Origin of the sequence: Streptomyces sp. P9-A2 (assembly GCF_036634175.1) — a bacterium.
In the GTDB taxonomy this organism is placed as follows: Bacteria; Actinomycetota; Actinomycetes; order Streptomycetales; family Streptomycetaceae; genus Streptomyces; species Streptomyces pratens.
This window is the reverse complement of the sequence record NZ_JAZIFX010000001.1, coordinates 6,060,224-6,086,131: the sequence shown is the minus strand read 5'-3', so window position 1 is coordinate 6,086,131 and position 25,908 is coordinate 6,060,224. Positions and strand designations below refer to the sequence as shown.

The window sequence follows — 25,908 nt, the reverse complement described above, 5'->3', positions numbered from 1 at the left end:
CCGCGGGGAATCCAGCTGCCCGGGAGCCGTTTCCGCGGCCCGCACCCGCCCGGAGCCTGACGCCTCTGCCACCACCTCCGCGTCACCACGCGCTCCCGCCTCTCAGGCCGGCGTGCTCACGCCTCGGGGCGCAGCATCGGCGGATTGAGCAGGGTGGCTCCGCCTGCCCGGAAGAGCTGAGCGGGACGGCCGCCCTGCCGGGTGGTCGTGCCACCCGTCGGCACCAGGAAGCCCGGGGTTCCTGTCACCTTGCGGTGGAAGTTGCGCGGGTCCAAGGCCACACCCCACACGGCCTCGTAGACACGCCGCAGCTCGCCGACGGTGAACTCGGCCGGGCAGAAGGCCGTGGCCAGCGACGAGTACTCGATCTTGGAGCGGGCGCGCTCCACCCCGTCCGCCAGGATCTGCGCGTGGTCGAAGGCGAGCGGCGCCACCGGCTCGCCGTCCCTGCCGTAGTCCGCCTGTTGCAGCAGTTCCCCGACCTGGGCCCAGCGCGCGTTGCTGGCGTCGCCGCCCGCCCTGGGTGCGGGCAGGTCGGGGGCGAGGGCGAGGTGCGCGACGCTCACGACCCGCATACGCGGGTCGCGCTCGGGATCGCCGTAGGTGGCGAGTTGTTCCAGGTGCGCGCCACCGGTCTGGGCGGGGGCCACGGGGTCGTGCACGCGCAGGCCGGTCTCCTCCGCCAGTTCGCGTGCCGCCGCCTGCGCCAGGTCCTCGTCGGCCCGGACGAATCCGCCAGGAAGCGCCCAGCGTCCCTGAAACGGCGGTTCGCCCCTGCGTACCGCCAGCGCGCACAGGGCATGGCGGCGCACGGTCAGCACGACCAGGTCCACGGTGACGGCAAAAGGCGGAAAGGCTGACGGGTCGTAGGGCATGCGGCGATCATAGTCGTCTGCCTGACGATAAACACTCCCTTCGCCGACGGCACCGACGGCCGATCCGCTTCGGTCCGGTACCGCTCCCGGTACCGGATCCCGGCATCCTGCGCATCCCGTGCCACGGGACCGTTGCAGTGCTCCTCCTCCCCGGTTCTCTCCTCCTTGGTTTCTTACTCCTTGGCCCTTTGCCCCTTCCGCTTCCTTGCCCTCGGCCGACGACGGTCGGCTCACCTGCGAGGCGGGCCTCGGAGAGGGCGACTCCCGGCCGTCGCCGCTCCCGCTCCCTTCACCCGCCTGCCCGCCGGTCACTCCTCCCCGGCGCTGCCCCGGCTCCGGAGCTGCGTACGTCCCCGACGCAAGGCAGCTCGACGATGGCGCGCGGTATCCGGTCCCTCGACGCCGGGACGCACACCGCCCGGACGCGTGCCGCCCACCGCCGTACGGGGATGCGGAATCCGTACGGTCGGGCGACTGCCGTCCGCCCGCCCCCGACGCGGGGGACCGCCACCGGTGCCGGCGCCGGGGACACGCTCTCGGCGCCGGCGGCGTGAGGGCGTCTCCCGCCCCACCGCAGCCCCGGGCCCGAAGACCGTGGGTTCCCCCGCCGCACCGGGCTCCGTGTCACCGGGCTCCGTGTCTCCCGGATCTTCACTGCCCGGATCCTCGTCGCCCGCCCTGCCGACCGCGCCGGTGGCCGGGCCCTCACCGTCCGCCTTCCCCTGACCGTCGCGTTCCGCGCGCAGACAACGGCGGATCGATTCCGGGTCGAGGCCCTCGTTGCAGGCCTGGTGCAGCAGGCGGGCGAAGAGATAGTCGGGATCGGCACCCAGGGCCATGGCGAGCGCCTCCCTCGCCTCCAGCTCGTCGCCGGTGGACCAGGCGACCCAGCCGGCGAGCGTCAGGGGGGCCGCAGCGTGTTCGCCGTACGATCCGACGCAGCGACGGGCCAGCGCCCGCCACAGGCGGAGTGCGGGACCTGCTTCCTCGCCCTCCATCCACTCCGCCGCCCGGTCCCGGGTCGTGCGGTCCTGCAGGCCGAGGATCAGCGCGGCGGCCTCGTCGTGCCGGAGCAGTTCGTCGTCCCGCAGGTCCGCAGGGAGCATGCCGGACACGGAGGGGGCCCCGGCCAGCCGGTCCATGACGCACAAGGCCAGTTCCCGTGTCTGCCGGGCGACCTCGTTGCGTCCCGCCGCGTCGAGGATCTTGGGGACCAGCGTCCGGTGGGCGGCGTCCAGGGCTGCTTCCTGTTCGAGGGCGGCGGCGTTCTCCCACGGGAGGAACCTCGCCCGCAGTTCGCGCAGCGTGCCCCGGACCTGAAGTCCGGCGTAGGTCGCGGCGGCGGCCAGCACCGAGGTGCCCGGCAGCCCCATCGGCGTGCCGACCGCCGGGCAGCATCCCCCGTCGTCGCAGCAGTACGACCAGAAGCGGCCGCCCGAGAGGCACAGCGCCTCCACCACAGGGACGTCGAGAGCGCCGCATTCCAGGCGCAGCGCGTGAGCGAGCGGGCCCAGCCGCTCCTTGACCTGCCCGTCGGGCTCGCCCTCCCCCGGTTCCTGGCAGAGGAAGACGACCATCTGTTCGGGTTTGACGCCTCGGCGCTCGCTTCCCGTGACCAGCCCCTGGGCCAGCTGCCGGGCGGCGGCGGGCCAGTCGTCCCGGTTCGTGGGGATGCCGAGCCTGGCCCGGCCGCCGAACCTGCCCCGCCCGTCCTTGTCGTACAGGGCGACCAGGACGATGCTGTCCTCGGGGTGGTAGCCGAGCAGATAGGGCAAGGCGTCGGCGAGTTCGGCGGGGGTGCGCAGTGTGACCTGCTGTTCGCCGCCGTGGCTGCCGTAGGCGGTGCAGGCGATGTCCTTCGCGCGCCCCGCGTGCGTGCCCGCGGCCTTGTGCGCCCTGGGCCCCGGGACCTCGGTGCCGCGGGTGGTGTCGTCGCGTCCCGGAAGGCCGGCGTGCTCGTCCCGCTCCCGACCAACGATGTCACCGTTTTCGGAGGATCCGTTCGTTTCGCTGCTGTTCGTCATGGCAGGACGATCTCGCGGATCAGGAAATTCCGCTCACCCTGTGGACAACTCTCGTCAGGGACGCGTCACATACCTTGCCTGACCTGCACTTCCGCTTCCACGGCGATGCGATCGTCACATAAATCCTGCACTCTCGTCGGCCTGTGTCGGCACCCGGCCGCCCGCCGTCCTGTTGCGCGGAACGCAGGGGCACACGACGACGCGGATCTCCGGACGACCGTCCTCGTCCGGCTCATCGGGGACGCCTCGGGAGAAGCCCGGCCGCGCGAGGATCAGCGGCGGGCATTGCCGGTGCCGGTCGCCGACCACCACCAGGCCCTCGTCGTCCGGCGCACAGGCTGGGACGAGTCCGCGGTCCCCTTCAGGACCGCGTCACCGCTGCGGGCCGGAGGCAGCGGCACCACCATGCTCGCCCCGTCCACCACCCCGCCCGGCGCTGATGCGCAACCAGGTCGAGACGTGGCCGGGAGCCGGCTCCACGCGGGTCTTCAGGCTGTCACCGCGAGGACCAGCGGAAGGACCTGCTCCGCGCCCGCCCGGCGCAGCAGACGCGCGGCCACTGCGAGGGTCCAGCCGGAATCAGAGTAGTCGTCCACGAGCAGGACCGGGCCGTGTGGAGCAGCCGCCAGAGCACCGGCGAGTTCCTCGGGAACGGTGAAAACGGCGGACAGCGTGTGCAGCCGTTGAGCCGAGTTGCTCCTACGGGTCCGGTGCGCCTCACTGTCCCCGGTGTACTCGAGGGCGCCGAGGAAGGGGAGACGCCCGACGGTGGCCACTCGTTCGGCAAGGGAACCCACGAGCCGGGGCCGGCTCAGAGAGGGCATGGCGACGACTCCCACCGGCCGGACCGACGCGTCCGGGCCCTTGTCCGCCCACCCGCCCGAGGAGCGGGCCCAGTCGGCGAGGACTGCCACCGCCGCTTGGAGAACGTCGTCGGGGACCGGACCGTCCGGCGCCTGCTCCGCCAGCAGCGGGCGCAGGCGGTTGCCCCAGCCGATGTCCGAGAGGCGGCCCAGGGCCCGCCCGGGGGAGCATTGTTCTTTCGCCGGAATGCGTCCCTTGAGGTCGACGCCCAGGGCGGGCATCCCCGTGGGCCACATGCGGCGCGGTTCGACCTCCACCCCCGGACGCTCCAGTTCACCAGCGGCGCCGGCCAGTGCCTGGGGTGAAACGCCAGGATCCGTCCAGGCTCCCGCGCAGTTGTCGCAGCGGCCGCACGGGGCGGCCTTCTCGTCGTCCAGCTGGCGGCGCAGGAACTCCATCCGGCACTGGGAGGTACCGACGTAGTCGCGCATGGCCTGCTGCTCGGCGGCACGCTGGCGGGCGACCCAGGCATAACGCTCTGCGTCGTAGACCCAGTCGGCACCGGTGGCCGTCCAGCCGCCCTTCACACGCCGCACGGCGCCGTCCACGTCCAGGACCTTCAGCATCATCTCGAGGCGAGTCCGCCGGAGGTCCACCAACGCCTCCAGGGCGGGCACGGACAGCGGCCGCCCCGCGTCGGCGAGGGCGGCGAGGGTCTGACGGACCTGCGTCTCGGGCGGGAAGGCGACCTCGGCGAAGTAACGCCAGATCGCCTCGTCCTCCTTACCGGGCAGCAGCAGCACATCGGCGTGCTCCACACCGCGGCCCGCACGGCCCACCTGCTGGTAGTACGAGATGGGTGAGGACGGCGAGCCGAGATGGACCACGAAGCCCAGGTCCGGCTTGTCGAAGCCCATCCCGAGGGCGGAGGTCGCCACCAGGGCCTTCACCCGGTTCGCCAGCAGGTCGGCTTCGGCCTGCTGGCGGTCGGCGTTCTCCGTCCGGCCGGTGTACGAGGCCACGGCGAAGCCACGCGCGCGCAGGTAGGCGGTGACCTCCTCGGCGGCCGAGACGGTCAGCGTATAGATGATCCCGGAGCCCGGCAGGTCGTTCAGGTGCTCGCCGAGCCAGGCCAGACGGTGGGCGGCGTCCGGCAGCCGGACCACGCCGAGCCGCAGGCTTTCCCGTTCCAGCGTGCCGCGCAGCACGAGGGCCTCGCCGGCTCCGGTGCCCAGCTGGTCAGCCACGTCCGCCGTGACGCGGGCGTTGGCCGTGGCCGTGGTGGCCAGTACCGGAACCCCCGGGGAGAGCTCCTGCAGCATCGTGCGCAGTCTGCGGTAGTCGGGACGGAAGTCGTGTCCCCAGTCGGAGATGCAGTGGGCCTCGTCGACGACCAGGAGGCCGGTCGTGGCCGCGAGCCCGGGCAGCATCCGTTCACGGAAGTCGACGGAGTTGAGGCGTTCCGGGCTGACGAGGAGAACGTCGACCTTTCCCTGCTCGACCTCCTCGTGGATGGCATCCCATTCCTCGGGGTTCGCCGAGTTGATCGTGCGTGCCTGGATGCCGGCCCGCGCTGCCGACTCGACCTGGTTGCGCATCAACGCCAGCAGCGGCGAGACGATCACCGTAGGGCCGGAACCGCGCCGGCGGAGCAGCGCGGTGGCGACGAAGTACACCGCCGACTTGCCCCATCCGGTGCGCTGCACCACCAGGGCACGGCGATGGTCCACCACCAGAGCCGCCACCGCCTGCCACTGGTCCTCCCGGAGCCGTGCCGTGCCCCCGGGATCACCGACCAGCTCGGCGAGGATGGCGTCGGCTTCGGCACGCAGCTCCAGATCATTCATGCCCCCATGCAACCGCACGGCTCGGGCAGTCGGCCAATCCCGCTCCATGACGAGGTCACGGGCCCCTCGGCCGCGCGGCCCCAAGAGGCGACGTCGTGAGCCCTCCGGCCGGCTCCCGCTCGAGACGTTTACGCGGGCGGGACGCCGGAAAGCCTCGGATGCCGAGGTCCTCGGTCCCGTGGCCGGGACGAAGCACGGCGCATGGGACCCACGGCACGTGCGACCCACAGCCCGTGTGGCCCACGGCACGTGCGACCCACCGGCCTTCCGGCGATCGGCGTGGACCTCGAGAGGCGCCTCCCGACCGGGAAGCGGACGGCACGGGGCCTGGCGGGGGCGGCTGCCGGACACGGCCGGCACCCGGCCACGTGGCGAGAGCCGTGCCGTCCTCGCTCTCCGCTGCCCCGGTCCAGGCTCAGGGGCCGGTACACGCGGTGCCGACCGCACGGACACGGGCCGGGCCCCCGGCCGCCACGGCCCGCCTGTTCCGGCGGGCCGAGCCCAGGAGGTGCCGCCTCTCCTCCCTGCCACGTCCCGGGCCGGCGCTCAGCCGGACACCGCCGCCCGAGTTCCCGACGCCCGCCCTTCCGGACACGGGGCACCGGTGCCCCTCCGGTACGAACTGCCGTCACCGGGCGCTTCATGTGTGCCCGCAGGGCACACCGGGCAGGGATATAACTCTCAATCATCTGATACCGGTCGGCTCGCACGATTGCTCGTTGCCGCATCCAGGTTCGACAGGAAGAATTGAGGTCCGCACCCGCACGGCTCGTCCGCCGCTCAGGTTGGGCTCCGTTGCGTGCGCGCTCCCCTGAATCCGTTCCCGCCCGTAGTCCGGGCGTAGCCGAAGGGAGGACCGTGACCTTCGGATTCGCTCCGTCCTCGGCGGCATCGCTGTCGACGCCCGCCGCTTCCGCCACTCGTCTGCTCGAACCCGCGGAGTGGGCCGCCGCGGGAATCCCGCTGCTGCGCAACCCGCGTGAGGTGGTCAGCGGGCTGCACTCCCGGCACCGTCCGGGGCCGACGACCGCGGTCGTCGCCGTGCTCGACCAGGACGAGCGAGTGCGGGCGAGTGCCTCGTTCACCCGCCGCCCGGCCCCGGCGGACGGCTGGATGTTCCGCAACGCGCTGCTGTCCCAGCTGCGCCGGGTCGTCCCGCACGACCTGCGGCGCCGCACGCCGGTCCGTACCGCCGTCCTGCTCTACTGCCGCGACGGCGACGCGCGCTGGACGGAGGAGGACGGTGCGTGGATGTGGGGGCTGCGGGACGCCTGCACGCTGCACGGGCTGCGCTGCGGGGCGTACATCACGCTGACCCGTGACGGCTGGCAGGTGCTCGGCGAGGGGCGCGGTGGGCGTCGGCCCAGCAGCGGCTCCGCACCGGAGCCCTTCGCCACGGCCGAGGCGCCGCCGCGAATACCGCGCACCGGCGGTGTCGCGTCCGATGTCCTGCGCCGCGCGGCGGCGCGCTGAGGGCCGACGGGGCTCCTGGGAACCAGAGGGCTGTCGGCGGCCTCGTACGCTCCTGCGGGCCGCGCGCCCTGCCGCCGCGCCGGCATCACTGCCCGCGCGGTGGAACGCGGCGTCATGGCGCCCGTACGGACGGGCGCCATGACGCCGGATCAGACGACCGTACTCATCATCGAGTTGAGCCACTTCGGGTCACCGCAGACGATCAGCAGGGCGGTGGCCTTGCTGCGCGCCACGGCCAGGGCCGACGCGGACACCGACTCGGACCCTCCGTTGACGGCGACCACGACGACGGGGCGCGCTCCGGCACGGGCCGCGACAGCGGCGTCCGCGTAGAAGACGTCGTCGGCGGCGGCGTGCAGGGCCCAGTAGGAGGCCTCACCGAAGGAGAGTTCGTGGGTGGCCCACGGGTGCGGCTCGCCGGTGGTGATCACCAGCACGTCGCCCGGGGCACGGCCCGAGTCCAGCAGCAGGTCCACGGCTTCCTCGGCGGCGTCGAGCGCCCCCTGGACGGTCGCCGGGACCAACTGGACCTGGGCGCCGGCCGCAGCGGGAGCGGTCGGCTTCGAAGGGACGGGTTCGGGGGCCGCCGCAGTGGCATCACGCGGCGTACGTTGCGCCGGAGGCGCGGGCCGGACCGGGCCTGGCCGACCGGGGCGCGGCGGAGCCGCGGGGCGGGGACCGGGTACGGGGCGGGGGGTCGGCGCGGTACGGCTGTTGGCCGGAGTGGCGCGGGGACCCTGGGCACTCTCGTGAATCTGAGGCTCCTCGGGAATGAGAGGAATGGGCTGATTTTTATCAAACATTGATACGACTCGTACCACCGGGTGGCACATGAGTGCGAACGGAACAGTCAGAAATCGAAGCCGAGCTGACCCTCGATCACCGGAACACTTCCGTCCGCCCCGCTGCGGACCTTCTTGAGATGCCGCCACTGGGGCAGCGCATCAAGATACGCCCACGACAGCCGGTGGTAGGGGGTGGGCCCCCGAACCTCCAGCGCGGCCCTGTGCACGGGCGACGGGTACCCGGCATTGTCCGCAAAACCGAAGTCTGCATGCTCGGCACCCAGTTCGGCCATCATTTTGTCGCGGTACACCTTGGCGATCACCGAGGCCGCCGCGACCGCCACGCACGACTGGTCACCCTTGATCACGGTCCGGACCCGCCAGGGCGCCCCGAGATAGTCGTGTTTACCGTCGAGTATCACCGCGTCGGGCCGGGCCGGCAGCCCTTCGAGTGCGCGCACCGCAGCCAGCCGCAGCGCGGCCGTCATCCCCAGTCGGTCGATCTCCTCGTGGGATGCGTGGCCCAGGGCGTACGACGTCACCCAGTCCCTCAGCGTCCGGTCGAGTGCGTCCCGCCGCTTGACGGTGAGGAGCTTGGAGTCGGTGAGACCCTCGGGGGGCCGGCGCAGTCCGGTGACCGCCGCACAGACGGTGACGGGGCCGGCCCAGGCGCCGCGCCCCACCTCGTCGACACCTGCGACGGTCTTCGCCCCGGTCGTGGCGCGGAGGGAGCGCTCGACAGTGTGAGTTGGTGGTTCGTACGGCATGGCGACCCTTAGCCTACGCCGCCCGGAACGGCCCGCGACACCCTGGTCCCCCGAGCGATGCCGGGGTCTCGGCAGCCTCGGGCCGGGAGCCCTCCGGCCGCGGCAGCGGAACCATCGACAGGTCGATCACCTCCTCCACGTCGACGTCCGCTCATTCGCTTCCGCACATCTTGGACCGGTGCATCATCATCACCGGAACGGCATCGAAGACGTAGCCGTTCACCGCTTCGGCACGCACCTCCCCATGCCCGACGCCTCGCTCAATGCCAAGCTTGACACCTCGCTCGATCACTTATCGGGGCATCTTGACGGTCGACTCCACGACCCCTTCGAAAATCACGGCATGGAACCGCCCCGCCTACATGGAATCGCATGCGTGAATGAACGAGCGCAGGTCGAGGCCCGGCGGGGAGAACATCGCGTCACGCGCTCCCAGACACAGCACAGGGCATTTCGACGGCCTTCATCCCGGCCGCCGCCATGCCGGCACCGCCGGACCGACCCTGGCACCGCCGGACCGGCCGGAACTACACCGGCATCCAGCTCGGCAGCGCCTCGACCCGCTCTGCCCACCCGGCAGGCGGCATCCCGGCCTTTCCCGCCGCGATCACCCCGCCCACGATGGCGCAGGTCGTGTCGATGTCCCCGCCCGCCTGAGCCGTGGTCCAGAAGGCCCGTTCGTAGTCGCCCAGGGCCCGGGCGGCCGACCACAGCGCGAAGGGAACGGTGTCGTGGGCCGTCGTCCGCCGTCCGCATCCCAGGACGGCGGCGACGGTGGCCGTGTCGCCGTAGTCGAGCATGTCCCGGGCCCGCCGCAGCCCCGCACCGACGGCACTCTTCCTGGGCACCAGCGCGACAACCCCGTCGAGCAGGGCTTCGGGGCCGGGCGGCCCCCCGGGAGCAGCGACGAGTGCGGCTGCCGCGGCGACGGCCATCGCGCCTACCACGGCCTCGCGGTGCTGGTGGGTGGGGTAGGCCGAGATCTCCGCCTGGTGGATCGCCTGCTCCGGATCGTCCGCGTACCAGGCACCCAGGGGCGCGATGCGCATCGCGGCGCCGTTGCCCCAGGAACCCCGGCCGTCGAAGAGGTCTGCGGCGAGCTCGCGCCAGTCACCGCCTTCGCGGACCAGTCGCAGCAGCCGGTCGACCGCGGGCCCGTAGCCCCGGTCGACGTCCTGACGCCGGGCGAAGGACCACGCGAGGGCGTCCTGGTCGATCCGCCGATGGGCGGCGAGGACGGCGACGACCGAGCAGGCCATCTCCGTGTCGTCCGTCCACTGCCAGGGGCCCGGGGGCAGCTCACGGCGCATGAGCAGCGGATAGTTCGCCGGGACGAAGAACTGCGAGCCCAGCGCGTCCCCCACCGACAGTCCGCGCAGGCTGGCCAGGGCGCGGTCCAGGCGCCCTGCGGAGGTGGAGTCAACGGTCGTCATCGCCCTGCCCACCCTATCCGGTGATCCCGTACGGCTCCGGCTGCCGCCACTGCTCGAAAGGCCGGTCGAGCGTGTACTTGCCGTCCTCCCCCAGAACGAGCACCCGCATCTCGGCGTTGCCCGGGTTGGACAGGGATTCGAACTCCGCGACGGTCCAGTGGAACCACCGCATGCAGAACAGCCTCATGGCGAGACCGTGCGTCACGATGAGGACGTTCGGCGGGTGGTCGGGGGCGTCGAAGCTCCGGAACAGACTCTCCAGGAAGCCGTCGACCCGGTCATAGACATCCGCGCCGGACTCGCCCTGGGCGAAACGGTAGAAGAAATGGCCGTACGCGTCCCGGTACGCCTTCTGCAGACGGACGTCCTTCAGGTCCTGCCAGTTGCCCCAGTCCTGCTCACGCAGTCTCGGCTCCTCCCGCACGCGTATGAGCTCCGGGTCGAGGCCGAAGGCACTCAGCGTCTGGTGTGTACGGCGATAGGGGGACACGTACACGCTGACGCGCTCCCGGCCGAACAGGTCGCGCAACCGCTTGCCCGTCTCTTCCGCCTGCCGCCGGCCCCGCTCGGTCAGGGCCAACGCGTGATCGGGTTCGCGCTCATAAAGGGAGTCATCAACATTGCCCGTTGATTCACCGTGCCGGACAAGGACGATGCGCCGTGGTCGTGCCATGCTCAAACCCTAGAACGGGTGACGGCCGACCGAGCACCCGCACGCGCTCCGTACGGCACAGGTCACACACTTCCCGCGGTGCGAGACGGTTCCGTGCGCCGGTACGTCAGACCGTCCAGACCGGCTCCATGTCCACGATGTCCCCCGTGAGCGCCGCGATGTCGGCCTCCGTCTGCGCCCGCAGGGCGAGACGTTCCACGCGTTCGGTGCGGTACTTGCCGTGCTCGGCCGCCGACCACCACATCGACAGCACCAGGAACTCATTGCCGGGTGCTTCACCGAACAGCCCCCGGACCATGCCGGGCGAGCCCGCCATCGCCGGGTTCCAGACCTTCTCGTGCATCAGCACGAAATGCTCCGCACGCTCCTCATGGACACGGAACAGTGCCGCTCTCAACAGGTCGACGTCCGTGAAGCGCGGTTCGAAGCCGGTCTTCACATCGAAGCGGTGGTCGAACAGCCTGACCTGCGCGTCCTTGAAGGTGCCCGACTGCGCGGAGGCGAGCCGGTCATGGGATCGCGCCATGAAGGAATCGTAGAAGGCGCGGCTCTCCCAGAAGGAGAAGATGTGCGCCACATCCTGCCGCCCCCGGCTCCAGCCCCCGCCCTGTCCACGAAATCCCGGCTCTCCCAGAAGCCCCGCCCACTTTCGCTGTCCCCGTTCGAACCCGCGACGGTCCACCACGGTGCAGCGAATCCACTTGACCAGCACCGCGCCATCGTAAGGCCGCGGAACACGGCCCGGTCCCCCTCGGCGGGACTGCTTCGCCGCACTCATCCGGCCCGGCATGACAGGATGGACAACCTGCCAGGTTCGCCCGGCAGTTGGACTGAAGGGGCAGGACGGTCGCACGGGGAAGGGGAAGACTGGTGAACGGCGTCAACAAGGGCATCGGCAAGGTCGAGATCGCGCTGAGGTGGGACCCGAGTCCCGCGGGCCAGCCGGCCACCGACCTGGATCTCGTCGCCGCGCCCTACCCGGCAAGTGATCCACACGGCGATCCCTCCTACGTGGTGCACTTCGACAGCCGCTCTCCCGACGGCACGATCATCCTCAACCGGGACAGCAAGGACGGCAAGGGTTTCGGCTTCGACGAGGTCATGACGCTGGAGCTGAACCGGCTCGACGCGCGGTACACGCGCGTGGTGGTGGGGGTCGTCATACAGCAGCACCAGGAGCCGCGCACCTTCGCCGACGTGGACCATCCCGGTCTGCGCATCCGCGAGGGATACACCGTCCTGGCCGAGGACGACTTCGGGGGCGTCCGGGGATCCACGGCGGCCACGGTCGCCGAGTTCACCCGGGACGGCACCGGGGCCTGGGACTTCCGTCCCGGCGTCCAGGGCTTCCAGGGGGACCCGTCGGCCTTCACCCGCACCATGGGGGCCGCCCGCCGCCCGTGAGCCGGCCCCGGCGTCGGCCCCGGCAGCTCAGCGGGAAACGGCAGCGGGACGGGAAGAACGAGAGAAGAGAGGGGCACCGGCCGAAGCCGGTGCCCCTCTCTTCTCATTCCCTCAGCCGATCGCACCGGGCGGACAGGCCCGTACGGACGGTGTCACGCGCTGCCTCAGCTGCAGCCGCTGGTCGAGCCGCAGCCCTCGCAGATGTAGCAGGAGCCGGCCCGCTGCATCTTCGTCCCGCAGGAGAAGCAGAGCGGGGCGTCGGCCTGGATGCCCAGCTGCATTTCGACCAGCTCGGCGCTGGTGTGGACCTGCTGCGGGGCGGGCTCGGCCACCTCGGCCTTCGGTGTGGCGACCGCCTTCAGCTCCTGGGTCCGCGGCGCGGACTGGGCGAGACCCTCGACGTCGAGTTCGTCGTCGGTCGGCTCGTAGGAGCCGGTCTCGAGGTGGCGCTGACGCTCGTCGGCGGAGTGGATGCCGAGCGCGGAACGCGTCTCGAAGGGCAGGAAGTCCAGCGCCAGACGACGGAAGATGTAGTCGACGATGGACTGCGCCATCCGCACGTCCGGATCGTCCGTCATACCGGCCGGCTCGAAGCGCATGTTGGTGAACTTCGAGACGTACGTCTCCAGCGGGACGCCGTACTGGAGGCCGACGGAGACCGCGATGGAGAAGGCGTCCATCATGCCCGCGAGGGTCGAGCCCTGCTTGGACATCTTCAGGAAGACCTCGCCGAGACCGTCGTCCGGGTAGGAATTGGCGGTCATGTAGCCTTCGGCGCCGCCGACGGTGAAGGACGTGGTGATGCCGGGACGTCCCTTCGGCAGGCGCTTGCGGACCGGGCGGTACTCGACCACCTTCTCGACCGCGGCACGGATCGTGTCCTCGGTCTTCTCGGTGATCTCGGCCTTCTCCTTCTCCTTGGTCTTGGCGGAGAGGGGCTGGCCGACCTTGCAGTTGTCGCGGTAGATGGCGAGCGCCTTGACGCCCATCCTCCAGGCCTCGAAGTAGACCTCCTCGACGTCCTCGACGGTCGCCGACTCCGGCAGGTTGACCGTCTTGGAGAGGGCGCCGGAGATCCACGGCTGGATCGCGGCCATCATGCGGACGTGGCCCATCGCGGAGATGGAGCGCTCGCCCATGGCGCAGTCGAAGACCTCGTAGTGCTCGTGCTTGAGGCCGGGGGCGTCGATCACATTGCCGTGCTCGGCGATGTGGGCGACGACCGCCTCGATCTGCTCCTCCTGGTAGCCCAGGCGGCGCAGGGCCTGCGGGACGGTGCCGTTGACGATCTGCATCGAGCCGCCGCCGACCAGCTTCTTGAACTTGACCAGGGCGAGGTCGGGCTCGAGGCCGGTGGTGTCGCAGGACATCGCGAGACCGATGGTGCCGGTCGGGGCGATGACGGACGCCTGGGAGTTACGGAAGCCGTTCTTCTCGCCGAGGCTCAGCACGTCCTGCCAGGCCTCGGTGGCGGCCGTCCAGATCGGCGTGTCCAGGTCGTCCACGCGGACGGCCTTGACGTTCTCGTCGGAGTGCTGCTTCATGACCCGCAGGTGCGGCTTCGCGTTGCGGGCGTAGCCGTCGTACGGGCCGACGATCGCGGCCAGTTCGGCGGAGCGCTTGTACGACGTGCCGGTCATCAGGGAGGTGATGGCACCGGCCAGGGCGCGGCCGCCGTCGGAGTCGTAGGCGTGGCCGGTCGCCATCAGCAGGGCGCCGAGGTTGGCGTAGCCGATGCCGAGCTGGCGGAAGGCGCGGGTGTTCTCGCCGATCTTCTGGGTCGGGAAGTCCGCGAAGCAGATGGAGATGTCCATCGCGGTGATGACCAGTTCGACGACCTTCGAGAAGCGCTCGACGTCGAAGGACTGGTGGCCCTTGCTGTCGTCCTCGAGGAACTTCATCAGGTTCAGCGACGCGAGGTTGCAGGACGTGTTGTCCAGGTGCATGTACTCGCTGCAGGGGTTCGAGCCGTTGATGCGGCCGGACTCCGGGCAGGTGTGCCAGTTGTTGATGGTGTCGTCGTACTGGATGCCCGGGTCGGCGCAGGCCCAGGCGGCCTCGGCCATCTTGCGGAAGAGCGCCTTGGCCTCGACCTCCTCGATGACCTCGCCGGTCATGCGGGACGTCAGGCCGAACTTGCCGCCGTCCTGGACCGCCTTCATGAACGTGTCGTTCACACGGACCGAGTTGTTGGCGTTCTGGTACTGGACGGACGTGATGTCGTCGCCGCCCAGGTCCATGTCGAAGCCCGCGTCGCGCAGGGCGCGGATCTTCTCCTCCTCCTTGACCTTGGTCTGGATGAAGTCCTCGATGTCGGGGTGGTCGACGTCGAGGATGACCATCTTGGCGGCGCGTCGGGTGGCGCCACCCGACTTGATCGTGCCGGCGGAGGCGTCGGCGCCGCGCATGAAGGAGACCGGGCCGGAGGCGTTGCCGCCGGAGGACAGCAGTTCCTTGGAAGAGCGGATGCGGGAGAGGTTCAGGCCGGCGCCGGAGCCGCCCTTGAAGATCATGCCCTCTTCCTTGTACCAGTCGAGGATCGACTCCATGGAGTCGTCGACGGACAGGATGAAGCAGGCGGAGACCTGCTGCGGCTGGGGCGTGCCGACGTTGAACCAGACGGGGCTGTTGAAACTGAAGATCTGGTGCAGGAGGGCGTGGGCCAGCTCATGCTCGAAGATCTCGGCGTCGGCGGGGGAGGCGAAGTACTTGTGGTCCTCGCCGGCCTTCCGGTACGTCTTCACGATGCGGTCGATCAGCTGCTTGAGGCTGGTCTCGCGCTGCGGGGTGTCCACGGCACCGCGGAAGTACTTGCTGGTGACGATGTTGACCGCGTTCACCGACCAGAAGTCGGGGAACTCGACGCCACGCTGCTCGAAGTTGACCGAGCCGTCGCGCCAGTTGGTCATGACGACGTCACGACGCTCCCAGACCACCTCGTCGTAGGGATGGACTCCGGGAGAGGTGTGGATGCGCTCGACTCGCAGCCCCTTGCCGGCCTTGCCGCCGCCCTTGGCCCGGGAACTCCGTGTCGGACCGCTCGCCGTCTCTGTCATGCCGCCTCCCTGGTACGGGCAAAACGCCCTGAAGTGCCCCGGTGTTCCCGTGGCACGGTGTTTGTCTGATGCTGCGGGCGCCCACTCGTATCGCCCGCAACAGGTCTTCTCATCGCCGCAGTCCGGCCGCCCCCGGCCGCAGGACCGGGCAGGGCCCGCCGGTCAGCCGGTGGGCCGGGTGGGCTCCGGGACCTGGACGGTCCCGCCGGGCCCGCTGTTGTCTTCCCGGCCCTCCGCGACAGCTCCCTCGCGGTCTCCGTCGTCCGCGGCGGGGTGCTCCACCTGCCTGAGTTCCGTGACCGCGGCCTCGAAGTCCTCGAGCGACTCGAACGCCCGGTAGACGGACGCGAACCGCAGATAGGCGACGAGGTCGAGTTCCTGCAGTGGGCCGAGGATGGCCAGCCCCACATCGTGGGTGGTCAGTTCGGCGCTCCCGGTGGCCCGCACCGCTTCCTCGACGCGCTGGCCGAGCTGCGCGAGCGCGTCCTCGGTGACCGGCCGCCCCTGGCACGCCTTGCGCACACCGTTGATGACCTTGGTGCGGCTGAACGGCTCGGTGACACCGGATCGCTTGACCACCATGAGCGAGCACGTCTCCACGGTCGTGAAACGACGGGAGCAGTCGGGGCACTGGCGGCGCCTGCGGATCGACGTGCCGTCGTCGGTCGTACGACTGTCGACGACACGGCTGTCGGGGTGCCTGCAGAAGGGGCAGTGCATGAAATCCCAACCCTTCCTCGCAGCGGACACCATGACCTTAAGGGGCCCGTTCGGCCCCGTGAAGCTGCTCCAGCATAAGCGATCCCCGAAGGCCTCAGGACCGCGGGACCACAACTTCTGGGCAGCTGGTGCAATCCAACCACTAGATGTGGTGATTGGCCCATTCATACACTCCAGCACGCGTGTCGCTCGGATTGGGACCGAGGGCTCCCGTCCACCCCTCTTCGCCATGCGCTCACGCGACGCGACAGTGACGCGACAGTACGCACCCACAGAGGGCCGGCGCGCGCCCCGAAGAGCTCGCGCGAAACCTCTCACGAGACGGTGCGGGGGATCTTGCGCGGGGCCGACGGTCACCGGTCCGGCAGACCCGGGACAGACCGGGTCCGGACAGACCGGGTCCGCCGCGCGGAGGAGGCGCGCCGGCCACATATGGGGAGATGTCGTGCACGCCGGAAGGAGGCGGCGTGCGGCTCCCGGAGAGACCCGAGGAGAGCCGGGCCGCCCCCCGCGTCACGGGGCGGCGAATGGCAGACTGACCCACGGCCGGAAGGCCGCCGCCCCGGCGGCGAAGAATACGGAAATGGGCACCTTTGCCCGATGGGGAGAATTGCAGCCAATACACCTCTCCGGGCAATCGAAGAAGGCAATTCGCGTTTTTTCACTCGAACGTGTGTTTGGCGCAACCTTTCGAAAGCTACTACCGTTGTCTTGCAGGGAGACCATCGAGAGGGGCCGACGTGACCACCACCGCAGACAGCGCCAGCATCACTGCCCAGGACCGCTCCCAGGACCGGCTCGAGCCGGCGCATGCGATGAGCGAAGCCACGCATCCCGAGGGCCAAAAGCGTTCCTTGCCGGGCCGACCTCCCGGCATCCGGGCGGACAGCTCGGGACTCACCGACCGCCAGCGTCGGGTGATCGAAGTCATCAGGGATTCGGTGCAGCGACGCGGGTACCCGCCATCGATGCGCGAGATCGGCCAGGCGGTCGGCCTCTCCAGCACCTCCTCGGTGGCGCACCAGCTGATGGCACTGGAGCGCAAGGGCTTCCTGCGTCGCGACCCGCACCGCCCCCGCGCGTACGAGGTGCGCGGCTCCGACCAGGCAGCCTCCGCACAGCCCACGGACACCGCGGGCAAGCCGGCCGCGTCGTACGTGCCGCTGGTCGGCCGGATCGCCGCCGGCGGTCCCATCCTCGCCGAGGAGTCGGTCGAGGATGTCTTCCCCCTCCCCCGTCAGCTCGTCGGCGACGGTGAGCTGTTCGTTCTGAAGGTCGTCGGCGACTCCATGATCGAGGCCGCGATCTGTGACGGTGACTGGGTCACGGTCCGACGCCAGCCCGTCGCCGAGAACGGCGACATCGTCGCCGCGATGCTCGACGGCGAAGCCACCGTCAAGCGCTTCAAGCGCGAGGACGGCCATATCTGGCTCCTCCCGCACAACGCGGCCTACGAGCCGATCCCCGGTGACGACGCGACCATTCTGGGCAAGGTGGTGGCCGTTCTGCGCCGCGTCTGAGCCCACCGCGGGGACCGGCCGGTCCGGCCCCGCCCCTGGTCCGGGCCCCGGAACCCCTGCGCCGGTTCCGGGGCCCTGTGCTGTCCCCGTCCCGTGCTGTACCCGTCCCGTGCTGTACCCGTCCTGTGCTGTCGGGTCACGGCCCGGCACAACCCTTCACGGCCCGGCACGCCCCTTCGTTCATGGCCCGTGCCGGGCCCCGGCGTGCGCTCCGTCCGCGGCCGGGGCCTGCTCCTCGCCCTCGGTCCGCTGTGCCCTCAGTCCGCTTCGCCCTCGGCCTGCCTGGCTGCCGCGTCGATCGTGGCCAGGGACTTCCTCACCTGGTTCCGGTCCGTGGTGAGCCAGAAGTCGGGCAGCGAGGCCTTCAGATAGCTGCCGTAGCGCGCCGTCGCCAGTCGCTGGTCCAGGACGGCGACCACGCCGCGGTCACCCGTGGCCCGGACGAGCCGGCCGGCGCCCTGCGCCATGAGCAGCGCGGCGTGGGTGGCTGCGACCGCCATGAAGCCGTTCCCTCCCGCGTCCTCCACCGCCTTCTGGCGGGCGCTCATCAACGGGTCGTCCGGGCGTGGGAACGGGATCTTGTCCATGACGACCAGCTGGCAGCTGGGGCCGGGGACGTCGACGCCCTGCCAGAGCGACAGGGTGCCGAAGAGGCAGGTCTTCGGATCGGCGGCGAAGTTCTTGATCAGCTCGCCGAGGGTCTCCTCCCCCTGGAGGAGGATCGGGAACTCCGGGATACGGGAACGCAGTTCCTCGGCAGCGAGCTGAGCGGCCCGCATCGAGGAGAACAGGCCGAGGGTGCGGCCGCCCGCGGCCTGGATCAGCTCGGTGAGTTCGTCGAGCATGTCCGCGCGGTCGCCGTCGCGGGCCGGACGCGCCAGATGCTTGGCGACGTAGAGGATCCCCTGCCTGGGGTAGTCGAACGGAGAGCCCACGTCGACGCCCTTCCACCGCGGAAGATCGTCCCCCTCGATGCCCTCGGGGCCTAGGCCCAGGGAAGCGCCCACGCCGTTGAAGTCACCGCCCAGCTTCAGGGTCGCGGAGGTCAGGACCACCGAGCGGTCGGAGAAGAGCTTTTCCCGCAGCAGGCCCGAGACCGACATGGGGGCGACGCGCAGCGAGGCGCCGCTGTGCCGGTATGCGGATCCGGCGCGGGGCTCGTGACGCTCGTACCAGACGACATCCCATTCGGAGCCGTTGGTGATGCGCTCCGCCACGTCGTGCACGCTCTCCACCGAGGCCAGCGCCTGTTTGCGGACCGCGTCCTCGTCCTGGACGGATTTATCGCGGGTGCTCCCGATGGCGGAGATGACGGTCCGGCAGGCGTCGCGCAGCGCCATCAGCGCGTACCCGAGGTCCTCCGGGATCTCCTCGAGACGGCCCGGAAGAGCCAGCTCCATCAGGCGTTCGAAGCCTTCGGCCGCGGTCTGCAGCTGGTCGGCCGCCTTCTCGTCGGCGAGCTTCGCGGCCCGGCGCACCGCGCGGTTGACCTGGCCGGGAGTGAGCTCCCCCGTGGCGACTCCGGTGACCCGGGAGACCAGTTCGTGGGCTTCGTCGACGATCAGCACCTCGTGCTGCGGCAGCACCGGGGCGCCCTCGATCGCGTCGATCGCCAGGAGCGCGTGGTTGGTGACGACGACCTCGGCGAGCTTGGCGCGCTCGCGGGCCATCTCGGCGAAGCACTCCGCGCCGTAGGCACACTTCGTGGCGCCCAGGCACTCCCGCGACGACACCGACACCTGGGACCAGGCCCGGTCGGAGACACCCGGGGTGAGGTTGTCCCGGTCGCCGGTCTCCGTCTCGTCCGCCCAGTCGCGCAGGCGCAGCAGGTCCTGCCCCAGTTTGCTGGTGGGCGCGGCCGCCTCGAACTGGTCGAAGAGGCCCTCCTCCTCGTCCTGCGGTACGCCTTCGTGGAGCCGGTGCAGACAGACGTAGTTCGACCGGCCCTTGAGCATGGCGTACTCCGGGCGGCGGCGCAGCAGCGGATGCAGCGCCTCCACCGTGCGCGGAAGGTCGCGCTCGACGAGCTGGCGCTGCAGGGCCAGCGTGGCCGTCGCCACGACGACTCTCTCCCCCTGAGCGAGCGCGGGCACCAGATAGCCGAGCGACTTTCCGGTGCCGGTGCCGGCTTGGACCAGCAGATGGGAGGCGTCGTCGATCGCTTCGGCGACGGCTTCGGCCATGGTCACCTGGCCGGGGCGCTCCGTGCCGCCGACGGCGGTGACGGCAGCGTGCAGGAGTTCAGGGAGTGAGGGCTTCGTCATAGCGCGACCACCCTACGGCCCGGCACCGACAATCGTGCGCCGGCCTCGAGAGCCGAGAACGCGACGGAGGGCCTCGGGGCCTGCTGATCACGCCCCGAGGATCGGTCGGCCCGGTGGGTTCCGCCCACGACACCCTGCGGCCGGGCGCAGGGTGCCGTGGCTCGACGCGAGGTTCCCTGTGCCTCAGCGCAAGGTGCGCACGAACACATCTCCGATCAGATTCGTGTCGTCGGGCACCAGGCCCGGGTAGTAGGAGTCGAAGACGACGGTCGACTCGTCCGCGCTCAGTGCCGCCCCGCCCACGGTGACGGGCTCGCCGTCCTGTCCCGGTGCCAGCAGTTCCTCGTGGCCGGTGCGCAGATCGCGCAGGATCAGCCCTGTCGTCCTGCGGTTCGCGTCCGCCGTGTTCAGAAGCAGTTTCGAGCCGTTCACCGACAGGTCCGAGACCAGGGTGAGATCCGTGGGGGTGCGGCCGTCGTGGCGCCGGAGCGTGCCCGTGCGCAGATCGCGGACGAAGGCGTTCCAGCCGTCGTTCGTATCGGCTTCCGGAACCAGGTCGGTCGCCTGCGAGTTGAAGCCGACCCGGGTGCCGTCGGCGCTGAGGACCGGAGCGATCGCCGACCGGTCGGCGGGGGCACCGTCGTGCGAGGCATCGGCCTGCACGGTCCGCCCGGTCACCCGGTCGTACACCAGGATGTCGCCCTGGTCGTCGTCGGCCGGTCCGGAGTACCCCTCCAGATAGGCGACCTTGCGGCCGTCGGCGCTCATCGAGATCTGCGTGCACCGGTGGAAGTTCTTCGAGCCGTCCGAGGGCCGGCTGACCTGCCGCACCTGCTCCGTCCAGCGGTCCAGGAGCATGACCCGGCAGTCGAACGCGCCGTTCTCGCCGGTGGTGGGCCGGGCGACGAAGGCGACATGGCGTCCATGCGCACTGACCGGGGCGATGCCGTACGACACTTCGTAGTCCTCGTCCAGCGCGGGAGCCAGCCGCTCGACGGATCCGGTGCGCAGGTCCATGACATGCACGGAGGACTTCCCGGTGGTGGCCGAGTACGAGTTGAAGGTCAGGTGGCTTCCCGACCCGGACACCTGGGGCGTGGACGTCGTCGCGCCCGGCACCACCACACGCTGCAGTGGTGCGCCGGGAGCCGTGCGGTAGAAGACGCTGTACGTCCTGTCCGTACCGCCGGCGAGCAGGTTGGTCGCTCCCGACGCGAAGGCCACGACCCGTCCGTCGGCGCTGACCACCGGTTCCACCGAGTGACCGTTGCCTCCGGTGCCGTCGGGGGCCACACTGATCCGCTCGGTGCGCGGCGGGGCCGGGTCGCCGCTCGCCGCCCCCGCGGGCCCGGCGGCCCCGGCGACCACGGCCGCCAGGACGGTGGTCATGGCGATGTGTGCGAAAGGTCTCGAAGAAAGTCGAGAAGAAGATCTCATCAAGCGGCTCCCCATCGGCTGTGCACTGCAGTGGCCGTCCCGTACGCCTCGCGCCCGTCCACGGCCGGCAGACGCCCGCGTGGATCCCGGTGAGGACTCGGGTGATGAAAGCGCTCCGTCCCGCCAGGGGTCAATGGGTTTACGGCCGGGGGGCCGATTCCCGGCCGGACACGGCCGATCGGCGTGCCCCTCCGCAAAGAGCGCCAAGGCGACGAGCGGCCGCTCCCGCGTGAAGGATTCCTCGACGGGCCCACCGCGCGAAGGCGTCACATCCTTGCGCTTCTTGAGAATGTCCAGGTCAGAAAGCTCGTAGCGAAACCGTTGCCGTTCCGTCGGTTGTCCCCCACGGCGAGCGCATAGTGTGTGGTGCCGTTCCCGGTGGTCGTGCGAGAGGTCCGGACTCCGTTCGAGTCCAGGGCGCGAGCACGGCCGAAGCACCAAGTTCGTCCACATCAGGGGGAGTCAGATCATGCGATCCATACGGCCGTCGTCCACCACTCGCCGAGGCGGAAGGACGCGCCGCGGAACCTCCCCCGTACTGACCGCCGTCGCGCTCGCCTCGGTACTCGCGCTGACCGTCACCGCCTGCGGTGCGAAGGACGACACGGCGGGCGGCGAAGCCTCCGCGACCGCCGCGGCCGGGGACGGCAAGATCCAGATCCCGAGCGACATCGCGGACCGGCTCAAGGAGCACGGGGTCGACATCGACAAGTGGCGGAACGGCGACTGGAAGAACTGGGACAGGGACGACTGGCTGCGCGAGGCCAACGACTACATCAACCCGATCATCGAGGGCCTGTGGGACCCGGACCGCATGCGGGACGCCGAGCAGCCGGACCCGGAGGTCGACGAGAGCGACATCTCCGGTGACCAGGGCGTGACGGACCCGACGCCGGAACCGGTGCAGGCGCAGGCCGTGCCGGCGTCGTACCACGACAACGCTCCCACGGCGGGCAAGGTGCTCTTCGACTCCCCCGAGGGCACGATGGTGTGCTCCGCGACCGTGGTGCAGGACCCCGCCAACCCGGGCAAGTCCAACATGGTGTGGACGGCCGGGCACTGCGTGCACGCCGGCAAGAAGGGCGGCTGGTACCGCAACATCGTCTTCGTCCCGTCGTACAACGACGCGGGCAGGCCGGCCGGCGAACTCGAGGGCGCCGCCCCGGACGAGGTCGCTCCGTACGGCGTCTGGTGGGGCGACTGGGCCCAGACCTCCGACCAGTGGATCGAGCAGGGCGGTGCGACCGGCGGTGACGGCGCCTCGTACGACTACGCCGTCATCCATGTGACGCCGGAGAAGGGCGGCGACGGCAAGTCGCTGGAGGAGACGGTCGGTTCGGCGCTGCCGGTGGACTTCAAGGCTCCCGCCGTGCCGGACGTGGAGAGCGTGACCGCGACCGGCTACCCGGCCGGCACACCGTACGACGGCCAGAAGCTGTTCAGCTGTGAGGACCGGCCGGGCCGGCTCTCGCTCAGCTCCTCCGACCCGACGATGTACCGCATCGGGTGCAGCATGACCGCCGGTTCGTCCGGTGGCGGCTGGGTCGCGGAGGGCTCCGACGGCAAGCCGGCGCTGGTGTCCAACACCTCCATCGGCCCGGTGACGTCGGGCTGGCTCGCCGGCCCGCGGCTGGGGGACGAGGCCGAGGGCGTGTACAAGGCGGTCAGCGACAAGTTCGCCGGCCAGTGACCGTCGGCCGCTCCGGCGGTGGCGGTTCCGTTCACACGGGCCCCGCCCGGGCGGGAACGGCGTCGCGGTAACGGCACACGCACGGGTGGCACCGGCGGCACGCGTCCGCCGGCCCGCCCGTGCGGCGTCCGCACCCACCAGCAGGACATTCATTCGTAGCACCGGGGGTCATCGCACCATGCGCTCCATCCGTACGTCCGCTCCGCGCCGGCGGGGCCGTCGCAGAGCCCTCGCCGTGACCGGGCTCATCGCCGCCCTGGCGCTCACCGTGACCGCGTGCGCCGGTTCCACCGACGACAAGGCCGACCCGAAGAAGCCCGGTTCCGGCACTTCGCGGGCCTCGGAGGGCGAGGCCGGCGAGACCCGGGTCCCGGCCGACATCGCGGACAGGCTCGAGGAGCACGGGATCGACGTCGACAGGTGGAAGGCCGGCGGCTGGCGGGACTGGGACGAGGACAAGTGGCTCAGTGAGGCCAAGGACTACGTCAACCCGGTGATCGAGGGCCTGTGGAAGCCGGAGCGGATGCGTTCCGCCGAGGAGGCCGACAAGACCCTCTCGACCAAGGACGCGACCGCCGCCCGGGGCGTCAGCGACCCGGAGCCGGGACCGGTCCAGGCACAGGCCGAGCAGACGCCCTACCACGCCAACGCGGCCCCGGTCGGCAAGGTCTTCTTCGACTCCCCCGAGGGCACGAGCGTCTGCTCCGGCACGGTCGTCAAGGACGTGAACCGCCCGGGCAGGTCCAACCTCGTCTGGACCGCCGGTCACTGCGTGCACGCGGGCGGCGACGGCGGCTGGTACCGCAACATCGTCTTCGTCCCCGCGTACAACGACCTGGGCAGGTCCGAGGCGGAGCTGAACAGCACGAACGACGCCTCGGAGATCGCCCCGTACGGCAACTGGTGGGCGGACTGGGCCTCGACCTCCACCGGCTGGATCGAGGGCGGCGCGCAGACCGGCGGCGCCGGAGCGCCGTACGACTACGCCGTCCTGCATGTGAAGCCGGAGCAGGGGGACAAGTCCCTGGAGGAGACGGTCGGCACCGCCCTGGACGTGGACTTCTCGACCCCGTCCGCGGACGGGGCGGGCCGGATGGGGGCCTGGGGATATCCGGCGGCGCCGCCCTACAACGGACTGCGGATGTTCAAGTGCCTGGACACTCCGGGCCGGTTCTCGCTCGCCTCCGATCTGCCCACGATGCACCGCATCGGCTGCACCATGACCGGTGGTTCGTCCGGTGGCGGCTGGTTCCGGGTGGTGAACGGCGAGACCGTGCTGGTGTCGAACACCTCGATCGGCCCGACCGACAACACCTGGCTCGCGGGCCCGCAACTGGGCCGGGACGCCGAGGCGCTGTACCAGAACATGAGCAGGACCTACGGCGGCCGGTGATCAAGGCGGCGTGTGATCACCGTGTTCACTGATCCGCGCAACGCCGACGGCCCGCCCCCCCGCTCGTGGGCGGGGGGCGGGCCGTCGGCGTTGCGCGCGAAGCCGCGGGCCGTGGACTCAGCCGGCGGTCGGCGTGGGCACGAACGGCGTGAGCTCCGCCGCCAGTTCCTCGTGCACCCGCACCTTGAGCAGGGTGCCCTCCGCGGTGTGCTCCTCGGAGATCACCTCACCCTCGTCGTGGGCGCGGGCGACCAGCTTGCCGTGGGTGTACGGCACGAGCGCCTCGATCTCGACGGCCGGGCGGGGCAGATCGCTGTCGAGGAGGGCGAGCAGTTCATCGATGCCCTGGCCGGTTCGGGCCGAGACCGCGATGGAGCGCTTCTCCTCCCGCAGCAGCCGTTGGAGCGTCAGCGGGTCCGCCGCGTCGGCCTTGTTGATCACGACGATCTCGGGTACGCCGGTGGCGCCGATGTCCCTGATCACCTCGCGCACGGCGGCCAGCTGCTCTTCCGGGACGGGATGCGAACCGTCCACCACGTGCAGGATCAGGTCGGCGTCGCCGACCTCCTCCATCGTGGAGCGGAACGCCTCGACGAGGTGGTGCGGCAGGTGCCGGACGAAACCGACGGTGTCGGTCAGCGTGTACAGCCGTCCGCCCGGCGTCTCGGCGCGGCGCACGGTCGGGTCGAGGGTCGCGAACAGGGCGTTCTCGACCAGCACGCCCGCGCCCGTGAGGCGGTTGAGCAGCGAGGACTTGCCGGCGTTGGTGTAGCCCGCGATGGCGACGGACGGCACCTTGTGGCGCTTGCGCTCCTGGCGCTTGATGTCGCGGCCGGTCTTCATCTCCGCGATCTCCCGGCGCATCTTCGCCATCTTCTCGCGGATCCGGCGCCGGTCGGTCTCGATCTTGGTCTCACCGGGGCCGCGGGTGGCGAGTCCGCCGCCCGAGCCGCCGCCCATCTGCCGGGACAGCGACTGACCCCAGCCGCGCAGCCTCGGCAGCATGTACTGCATCTGCGCGAGCGCGACCTGTGCCTTGCCCTCCCGGGACTTGGCGTGCTGGGCGAAGATGTCCAGGATCAGGGCCGTCCGGTCGATGACCTTGACCTTGACGACGTCCTCGAGGTGGATCAGCTGGCCGGGGCTCAGCTCACCGTCGCAGACGACCGTGTCCGCGCCCGTTTCGAGCACGATGTCGCGCAGCTCCTGGGCCTTTCCGGAGCCGATGAAGGTCGCCGCGTCGGGCTTGTCGCGGCGCTGGGTCACGCCGTCGAGCACGAGGGCGCCCGCCGTCTCCGCCAGGGCGGCGAGCTCCGCGAGGGAGTTCTCCGCGTCCTGCACGGTTCCCGATGTCCACACGCCGACGAGTACGACGCGCTCCAGGCGGAGCTGCCGGTACTCGACCTCGGTGACGTCCTCGAGCTCGGTGGAGAGGCCGGCGACGCGGCGCAGGGCCGCGCGCTCGGAGCGGTCGAGCTGGTCGCCGTCCCGCTCTCCGTCGATCTCGAGGCTCCAGGCGACGTCCGCTTCCATCAGGGCATCGGCCCGGAGGCCCTCGGGGTGGGTCCGCGCGAAGCGCTTGGTGTCCTGGGAAGGGGAAGAAGAGGAGGTCATTGGGTCCTTACGTCGATACGTCGATGGGAGATCGCAGGGGTGACGGGGTACCCCGTCACCCTTCACAACGCACGGGCCTCCCGGGAGATTCCCGTGACCCGTGCGGCGGCGTCCTGACGATGGTGGCAC

18 protein-coding genes and 1 pseudogene are annotated in these 25,908 nt (G+C 70.7%); 5 read left to right on the top strand and 14 right to left on the bottom strand.

Annotation, left to right across the window (positions count from 1 at the left end):
• Positions 1 to 116 precede the first annotated feature (116 nt).
• From V4Y04_RS27610 to V4Y04_RS27595, 3 genes are all read right to left on the bottom strand, one after another.
• Positions 117 to 875, bottom strand: a complete 759-nt coding sequence (locus V4Y04_RS27610; RefSeq protein ID WP_332431044.1) for an NUDIX hydrolase — start codon at positions 873 to 875, stop codon at positions 117 to 119.
• Positions 876 to 1,183: 308 nt separating this feature from the next.
• Positions 1,184 to 2,899: a DUF4192 domain-containing protein gene (locus tag V4Y04_RS27605; protein WP_332431043.1), complete on the bottom strand. Its 1,716-nt coding sequence runs from the start codon at positions 2,897 to 2,899 to the stop codon at positions 1,184 to 1,186.
• 488 nt (positions 2,900 to 3,387) lie between these two features.
• Complete coding sequence (locus tag V4Y04_RS27595; RefSeq protein ID WP_332431042.1) at positions 3,388 to 5,550, bottom strand: RecQ family ATP-dependent DNA helicase; 2,163 nt, start codon at positions 5,548 to 5,550, stop codon at positions 3,388 to 3,390.
• A gap of 858 nt (positions 5,551 to 6,408) precedes the next feature.
• Between V4Y04_RS27595 and V4Y04_RS27590 the strand changes: the two genes are divergently transcribed.
• Complete coding sequence (locus V4Y04_RS27590) at positions 6,409 to 7,023, top strand: hypothetical protein (RefSeq protein WP_332431041.1); 615 nt, start codon at positions 6,409 to 6,411, stop codon at positions 7,021 to 7,023.
• A gap of 149 nt (positions 7,024 to 7,172) precedes the next feature.
• Here V4Y04_RS27590 and V4Y04_RS27585 read toward each other — a convergent pair whose 3' ends face one another.
• The 6 genes and pseudogenes from V4Y04_RS27585 to V4Y04_RS27560 form a co-directional block, all read right to left on the bottom strand.
• A complete protein-coding gene (locus tag V4Y04_RS27585) occupies positions 7,173 to 7,805 on the bottom strand; it encodes a hypothetical protein (protein ID WP_332433024.1) in 633 nt (210 codons plus the stop codon).
• A gap of 68 nt (positions 7,806 to 7,873) precedes the next feature.
• A complete protein-coding gene (locus V4Y04_RS27580) occupies positions 7,874 to 8,575 on the bottom strand; it encodes a ribonuclease HII (protein WP_332431040.1) in 702 nt (233 codons plus the stop codon).
• 85 nt (positions 8,576 to 8,660) lie between these two features.
• Positions 8,661 to 9,017: pseudogene (locus tag V4Y04_RS27575) on the bottom strand (TetR family transcriptional regulator); the annotation flags it as partial.
• Positions 9,018 to 9,102: 85 nt separating this feature from the next.
• A complete protein-coding gene (locus V4Y04_RS27570) occupies positions 9,103 to 10,008 on the bottom strand; it encodes an ADP-ribosylglycohydrolase family protein (protein WP_332431039.1) in 906 nt (301 codons plus the stop codon).
• Positions 10,009 to 10,021: 13 nt separating this feature from the next.
• A complete protein-coding gene (locus V4Y04_RS27565; RefSeq protein ID WP_332431038.1) occupies positions 10,022 to 10,681 on the bottom strand; it encodes a histidine phosphatase family protein in 660 nt (219 codons plus the stop codon).
• Positions 10,682 to 10,787: 106 nt separating this feature from the next.
• Entirely contained in the window at positions 10,788 to 11,393 is a 606-nt protein-coding gene (locus tag V4Y04_RS27560) for a YdbC family protein (protein ID WP_332431037.1), read from the bottom strand.
• A gap of 158 nt (positions 11,394 to 11,551) precedes the next feature.
• Between V4Y04_RS27560 and V4Y04_RS27555 the strand changes: the two genes are divergently transcribed.
• Positions 11,552 to 12,085: a TerD family protein gene (locus tag V4Y04_RS27555; protein WP_332431036.1), complete on the top strand. Its 534-nt coding sequence runs from the start codon at positions 11,552 to 11,554 to the stop codon at positions 12,083 to 12,085.
• A 164-nt stretch (positions 12,086 to 12,249) separates the two neighbouring features.
• Here V4Y04_RS27555 and V4Y04_RS27550 read toward each other — a convergent pair whose 3' ends face one another.
• Positions 12,250 to 15,141 carry a vitamin B12-dependent ribonucleotide reductase gene (locus tag V4Y04_RS27550; protein WP_332431035.1) on the bottom strand — a complete coding sequence of 964 codons (2,892 nt, stop codon included), beginning with the start codon at positions 15,139 to 15,141 and terminating at the stop codon, positions 12,250 to 12,252.
• A gap of 162 nt (positions 15,142 to 15,303) precedes the next feature.
• On the bottom strand, positions 15,304 to 15,861 hold the full coding sequence (gene nrdR / locus V4Y04_RS27545; RefSeq protein WP_332431034.1) for a transcriptional regulator NrdR: 558 nt from the start codon (positions 15,859 to 15,861) through the stop codon (positions 15,304 to 15,306).
• Between the two features lie 740 nt (positions 15,862 to 16,601).
• Here nrdR and lexA point away from each other — a divergent pair.
• Positions 16,602 to 17,381 (top strand): transcriptional repressor LexA, encoded by a 780-nt coding sequence (lexA, locus tag V4Y04_RS27540; protein WP_332431033.1) that lies wholly within the window; start codon positions 16,602 to 16,604, stop codon positions 17,379 to 17,381.
• Positions 17,382 to 17,638: 257 nt separating this feature from the next.
• Here the strand turns inward: lexA and V4Y04_RS27535 are convergent, their stop codons facing one another.
• Together V4Y04_RS27535 and V4Y04_RS27530 are read right to left on the bottom strand one after the other, a co-directional pair.
• Positions 17,639 to 19,645, bottom strand: a complete 2,007-nt coding sequence (locus tag V4Y04_RS27535; protein ID WP_332431032.1) for an ATP-dependent DNA helicase — start codon at positions 19,643 to 19,645, stop codon at positions 17,639 to 17,641.
• Between the two features lie 183 nt (positions 19,646 to 19,828).
• Positions 19,829 to 21,034 carry a TolB family protein gene (locus V4Y04_RS27530; protein ID WP_332431031.1) on the bottom strand — a complete coding sequence of 402 codons (1,206 nt, stop codon included), beginning with the start codon at positions 21,032 to 21,034 and terminating at the stop codon, positions 19,829 to 19,831.
• 517 nt (positions 21,035 to 21,551) lie between these two features.
• On the opposite strand from V4Y04_RS27530, the gene V4Y04_RS27525 reads away from it, so the two are divergent.
• A complete protein-coding gene (locus V4Y04_RS27525; protein WP_332431030.1) occupies positions 21,552 to 22,772 on the top strand; it encodes a trypsin-like serine peptidase in 1,221 nt (406 codons plus the stop codon).
• Between the two features lie 178 nt (positions 22,773 to 22,950).
• Positions 22,951 to 24,165: a trypsin-like serine peptidase gene (locus V4Y04_RS27520; RefSeq protein WP_332431029.1), complete on the top strand. Its 1,215-nt coding sequence runs from the start codon at positions 22,951 to 22,953 to the stop codon at positions 24,163 to 24,165.
• A 117-nt stretch (positions 24,166 to 24,282) separates the two neighbouring features.
• Here V4Y04_RS27520 and hflX read toward each other — a convergent pair whose 3' ends face one another.
• Entirely contained in the window at positions 24,283 to 25,779 is a 1,497-nt protein-coding gene (gene hflX, locus V4Y04_RS27515; protein WP_332431028.1) for a GTPase HflX, read from the bottom strand.
• Between the last annotated feature and the right edge of the window lie 129 nt (positions 25,780 to 25,908).